This window comes from Candidatus Schekmanbacteria bacterium (assembly GCA_003695725.1).
Taxonomy (GTDB): Bacteria; Schekmanbacteria; GWA2-38-11; order GWA2-38-11; family J061; genus J061.
Genome location: RFHX01000041.1, coordinates 1 through 5,935, shown reverse-complemented (window position 1 = coordinate 5,935; position 5,935 = coordinate 1). Strand labels below are relative to the sequence as shown.

5 protein-coding genes are annotated in these 5,935 nt (G+C 34.9%); 3 read left to right on the top strand and 2 right to left on the bottom strand.

Annotated features, from left to right (window positions below; translation table 11 throughout):
* Window positions 1-106 precede the first annotated feature (106 nt).
* Entirely contained in the window at window positions 107-1,417 is a 1,311-nt protein-coding gene (locus tag D6734_01930) for an MFS transporter (protein ID RMF97546.1), read from the top strand.
* 57 nt (window positions 1,418-1,474) lie between these two features.
* Here D6734_01930 and D6734_01925 read toward each other — a convergent pair whose 3' ends face one another.
* Window positions 1,475-2,788, bottom strand: a complete 1,314-nt coding sequence (locus tag D6734_01925) for a hypothetical protein (GenBank protein ID RMF97545.1) — start codon at window positions 2,786-2,788, stop codon at window positions 1,475-1,477.
* A gap of 132 nt (window positions 2,789-2,920) precedes the next feature.
* Between D6734_01925 and D6734_01920 the strand changes: the two genes are divergently transcribed.
* Complete coding sequence (locus D6734_01920; GenBank protein ID RMF97544.1) at window positions 2,921-4,087, top strand: glycosyltransferase family 1 protein; 1,167 nt, start codon at window positions 2,921-2,923, stop codon at window positions 4,085-4,087.
* Between the two features lie 46 nt (window positions 4,088-4,133).
* Window positions 4,134-4,589: a hypothetical protein gene (locus tag D6734_01915; GenBank protein ID RMF97543.1), complete on the top strand. Its 456-nt coding sequence runs from the start codon at window positions 4,134-4,136 to the stop codon at window positions 4,587-4,589.
* A 23-nt stretch (window positions 4,590-4,612) separates the two neighbouring features.
* Here D6734_01915 and D6734_01910 read toward each other — a convergent pair.
* Window positions 4,613-5,935: response regulator (locus D6734_01910; protein ID RMF97542.1), on the bottom strand; the 1,323-nt coding region annotated here is incomplete at its 5' end.

Genomic DNA, 5,935 nt, shown 5'->3' with positions numbered 1-5,935 from the left:
TCATTATACTAACAAAAATATGAATAAATAATAAAAATATGTTTGAAAAAATGAAATATTTATAAATTGGTATCAATTACTTCAAACAAAAAAATTATACTAAATTATGCTGCATAAAAAATCAGAAACTTTTATAGGCATTAGCCTTCGCAAAGGAGTTAAGCCCCATAATGTAACAGTGGTTTATATTCTTGCAACGATTGTTATGATTCTTGCTGCGCTGCCTTCTGTAATTCTGCCCCTTTTCCTTCAAGAAGAGATTGGAATCAGTAAAGGGAATCAGGGAGTAATCAATACGAGTATTGCAATAGTAAATGAGATTATGGGAATGATTTGTGTGGGATTTGTAGGGCTATTATCAGATAAATTTGGAAGAAAACGCCTTGTTTCCTATGGATTTCTCTTTGCAGGCATTTTTTTTGCCCTTTTGGGTTTGTCTGGAAAAGCGGGTAATTTATTTGGCTTGGGAGGCCTTCCCACAGTTTTTATTGCACGTTGGCTTTTGGGGATAGCGCTTCTTTTTATCTGGCCCCTCATTCAGGCAATTCTTACGGATTACACATATCCTGAAGGCAGAGGTAAGATAATGGCAATAATGGGATTTGCCTTCACATTTGGTTCGATGCTTGCCTTTGCACTATTTTCAAAATTACCGGCTCTTATTGGAGTTATAAATGTTTTTCTTTTGGCAGGAATTATTTCGCTTATTTTTTCAACAGTCACAAGTTTCGGTGTCGTGGATGTGATGGGCGAAAAGGAAAGAAAAAAGGTAGAATGGAAAAGGATAATTCCTGTCCTAAAGGAAAGCTCAGGATTGAAGCTTACCTATGCTTCTGCCTTTGCGGCTCGTGCAGATGTCATTATCCTTGGAATGTTCGTAATGATATGGGTAACAAAGGTTGCCGCTGATTTTGGCAAAACTCCTTCACAGGCAGTTGCCGAAGGAGGGATGGTTATTGGTATTTCAAGTGCTGTTGGTTTGCTTTCTTATGCCCTTTGGGGATATATGGCTGAAAAGTTGGGCAGGCTTCCCACTCTCGCTTTTGGCCTTTTTTCAAGCGGAGTTGCCTATATGCTTATAGGCCTCATAGATAATCCCTTCTCAAAACCTTTTCTTATATGTACGCTTCTTTGCGCATTGGGAATTCATTCAGAAGGCGTAGGAGCAATGACTCTTACATCTGACCTTTCACCGCGCGAATTGGTAGGTTCTATTCTTGGTGCATACAATAGTTTTGGCGCTGTGGGAGTTATTGTTTTCTTAGAGTTGGGAGGTTTTTTATTTGACTATGTGAGCAATACACTCCCTTTTGTTTTAACTGGTGCCGCTGACTTTTTCGTCTTTCTTTATGCTGTTATGAGATGGAAAAAAATCAGGACTGAAGAGATGAGAGCAAGGGGATTATTAGTCGAATAATGATAAATTTATGAAGAGGCAGAGAAAAGGCGATTTTTGAAATATCAAGTTTTCCAACTAATAATCTTTTCGAAGGAAAAGAGGATACCTAGCACCTTTTTTTATGCATCTTAAAATTTGGTTATCTAAAAAGTCCCAATTCCTTTCAGGTGACTTATCAATATTTTGTGGAATGTTGTTCCATCCTGCTGGATAATTGAATGCGCCTAATATTTGGACGAATATTGATAAGACAAGAAAAAGAATGAAAATGGCTTTTAGCCATTTCTTTGATATAAAATTTTGGCTGTAAAATGCTCCGACGATGCAGAGAATAGGGATTATATCAATTAAATAACGATAGCCAAATGTATGGCCTGCCCACCAAGAGCGGTAAAAACTGAATAGAAGAATGTATGCCAAAGCTGAAAAAGCAATATATTTGAAGAAGATCTTTTCTCTATCTTTAAAAAGGTGGTAGAAAGAAAGAAAAGAGAAAATCAATACCGGAGAAAAAACTACGATTCCTCTGCTGGGAGATACTAAGAGACCTGCCAATCCGGGTAAAAAGTTTAATGTCCAGATAGAAGGTATGCCCTTAGTAATGAGCATCTTTTTTTCAAGGAGGTCATTTCCGCCGAAAAGATTTCCAAAATGGTAGATGTTGTATGAAAACAGCATAATGGCAACCAAAAGTGCCGGCAAAATGAAAGTAATTATCTTTTTCCGATGATACATTAAAACATAGATGAAAACGGATGCAGCTATTATTGCTGTGGGCATTCTTGTGGCAACTGCAAGAGAAAAAGAGAGGGAAGAAAGAATAAAATTTCCTTTTCTCCTTTCATCTTTGACAAAAAAGTAGATTCCCATAGAGATAAAAAGTTCAACTGGTCCATGCTGCCAGAGTCCTTGTGAAGATACTGACCAAGTTGAAGTTGCGAAAGCATAGACAACTGCCCATAAAAAAGCTGTATCTTCATCTACGAAAAATTTTAATGTCATAAAGATGAAAATTACTGAAAAGACAGCAATAACAGATGCCGAGACTTTGGCTAATATATCGATATGTTTTGGATTGATTTTCATTCCTGAAAGTATTGCAGGCGCATATATGGGGAGAGCGATAATACCAGGAACCACAGGATAGCTTGAATACCAATGACCTTTTTCTGTTTTTTGAATAAAAAGGTATTCCTTGTTTCCCGGGCTATTGTATAGATAAGGAAATTCATCGAGGTCAAGGTCAAATTCTGTTAAGATGCTGATAGGAATGTATTTTGCAGGGATAGTATCTCCTGCGCTTATCTCTCTCAGATTTAGATTATAGATTAGAAAAACAACGATAAAAAGAATTGGTATTTTCTTTAAATATGATAGAATTTGCTTCAATATTAGCAATTGGCTGTATGTGTTATTTATTTTTTTCGTTTTGAACTTGTTTTTGAATGTACCAATAAATGTTGTGATTCTTTAAAATTTGTCTCAACTTTTTAATTTTAACTTTTTTTCTACAATAAAGGAATAGAAATCTTGAAGATTCTTTTTGCTGTTCCCCATTATTCATTCAATATTCAGGGAGCGATTAGACCTCTGCTGAAAGACCTCTCAAAAGGACTTTCAGAGAGAGGACATAAAGCAGATGTCATTAGTCTTTACATAGATGAATTTTGGTATCCTCAATGGAAGAAAGAAACTTTTTTTGATGAAGGTGTTAAAGTAACAAGGTTGCCTTCGATAAACCCTGTTCCCCTCCGTAAGGGGGAAAAAAGTAATGTTTTAAATTTTATAAATTGTGGTGCTATTCCATCGCCCGGTTTCAGAAGGATTGTAAAAGAATATGATATCCTAAATTTTTTTGATATGATTGATTTAACTTTTCCTTTTTTTTCCCTTTTTTTGAAAGTGCCGAAGATTCATTGTTGTATTACATTAACAGAGCAATTTACCTTTTATATGAAGCATCCGCTATGGAGATATGTACTTTCCAAGACAAGTGATTATTATCTGACATCCACAAAACATTCGTTGGGGCTTTTACATCAGCTTGGAATTCCTGAGGATAAAAGCGATTACCTTTATCATGGAGTGAATACAGAGCTGTTTAAACCGTCAGAGATTGAAAGGGGAAAAAATACGATTCTTTTCCTTTCACGAATTGAGCCTCGTAAAGGATTGAATATCCTTGTAGAGGCAATGTCATTGGTTAAAAATCCATCAATTCTTTTGATTGCCGGGCAAGCGGCAGATGATGAGTATTTCAAGATAGTTATGAAAAAAGCTGAAAGAGAAAATGAAAAAGGATTTCACAAGATTGAATATATTGGAATTCCAAGCGATGAGGAAAAAATTAAACTTTTCCAAAGCGTTTCCCTGTTCGTTTTGCCGTCAATCTTTGAGGATTACGGTATAGTGAATCTTGAAGCGCTTGCTTGTGAAACTCCTGTGATTTCTACGAAAGTAGGAGGTGTGCCGGAAGTCGTCAGAGACGGTGAAAATGGGTATGTCGTTAATCCCGGAAATGTAAAGGATTTGGCATATGCTATTGATAAGTTGTTAGAAAATGAAGATTTAAGAAGACAAATGGGCAAAAAGGGAAGAGAAATCGTTATTAAAGATTTCTCCTGGAAGAAAATTTTAGACCGCCTTGAAGTGATTTATCATAATTTAATAAGTAAGAGAAGAGTTTAAATTTAGCTTTTTTCTTTGTGCTTGAGAAATTTTAAGGAGAAAGAATATGGATTTTTTGAAAAAACAGAAAGATGTTTTACTTGAAAGATTTGCCCTTTACCTGCCTGAATTATTGGAGAATCTCAAAAAATCCTATGGTGAGAAGAAAGGAAAAGAGATTTTTAAAAGAGTAACAGAAGAGAAATTCAAAAAAAGCTATGAAAAGATTAAAGATTTATCATTGGACGAAATGATGGCAGGAGAAAAAAATGCGGCAGAAGTTTTTGAGTGGGAATTGAGAATTGAGGAAAAAACCGAAGAAGGCAGAAAGGTTTGGTATGAATATCTTGGCAATTGTCCTCATTTAAAGGCAACAAAAAAATATAATATGTCCCCACCCTGTGAAGCAGTATGTTATAACGATTTTGAATTGCTCGAGAAATATGGAATACTTAAAGCCGAAGAAAAGAGCCATATATTGAAAGGGGGCAATATTTGTGCTTTTAAAATAAGTGAGATTTGATTGAAGAAGGAGGTAAAATTAGCTTATTGAAGTGATTCAATATCGATAAGTTTGTGAAATACATTTCTCACAGTTTTTTGTGAAAGAGGTTTTTGTAGATAAGGGCATCCTGTCAGATTTATGAATCTGCGGGCATTTGGATTTAATTCTCCATCTCCTGTGAAGATGAATTTATCGGATAGATTTTTTTTGATTTTAATTGTCCTTTTATATAAGTTTCCCGGGTTGATTGCTTTTGTATCTATATCGCAAATAATCAAATGAAAATATTCATTTGTAATCTTTTTTATTGCATCCTCTTCATTTTCAGCGAAAGTAATATTGATAGGGTGTCTTCCTTTTAATTCTGAAAAGTTTTTCCCTACATTTCTGTCATCGGAAATTATGAGTACCATTCCGGCAGTTGTAGTAATCATTCCATCTTTTTTATATATTTGCGGCTTTTCTGCTGCAAATGGTGATTTTTTGGGATCAGGAATTGGCAAATAAATCTCAGTTTTTGTGCCTTTACCTTTTTCAGAGGATATGATTATATCTCCGTCATGTTCTTTTACGATTGAATATGTAATTGAAAGCCCTAAACCTATATTCTCTTTTGATTCTGTGGTGGAGAAGAAAGGATCGAATATTTTATTTATGACAGCCCTCTCTATGCCGCTTCCTTCATCTTCAATTGATATCTTTAATACCTTTTTACAATCACTTTTAATTTTTAAAAATGGAGTTTTGTTTTCAACAGAAGTTTTTATCGTTATTTTCCCCTTGGGATTGTGAACAATCATATTCTGATAGGAATTTTTAAGAATATTGATGAAAATCTGCACGATACGGTTTTCATAAACATCTATGATGGGAATGTCTGAAGGTAGATTCAGCTCTATATCTATCTGATGGTTTTTAAATCCATAGGAGACCATTTTTACAGCTTGCTCAATCAATTTGTTGATGTTTGATGGTTTTTGTTCCTCTGCTTTCTGTCTTGAAAAGATTAGTAAATCCTTTATGATTGATGAAGCCCTTTCTGCTTGTTCATTGATAAGTTTTATTTTTTCCATTTGTTTTTCATTACATTTTTCATTAAGAAGTAGCTCGGAAAATCCTGCAATTCCTTGGAGAGGATTATTCAATTCATGAGCTATTCCCGCCGCCATCGTGCCGAGACTTGAAAGCTTTTCAGATTGTAGAAGTTTGGCTTCTAATATCTTCTTTTCAGTTATGTCAGAATATACTCCAAGGGCTGAGTAAACCTCTCCATTATTATTTTTGAATGCTATGGCATTCATCATTATTGTCTTCTTTATCTTGCCATCTATGAGCAATGTGGCTTCTTTGTTTTTTGTTGATAT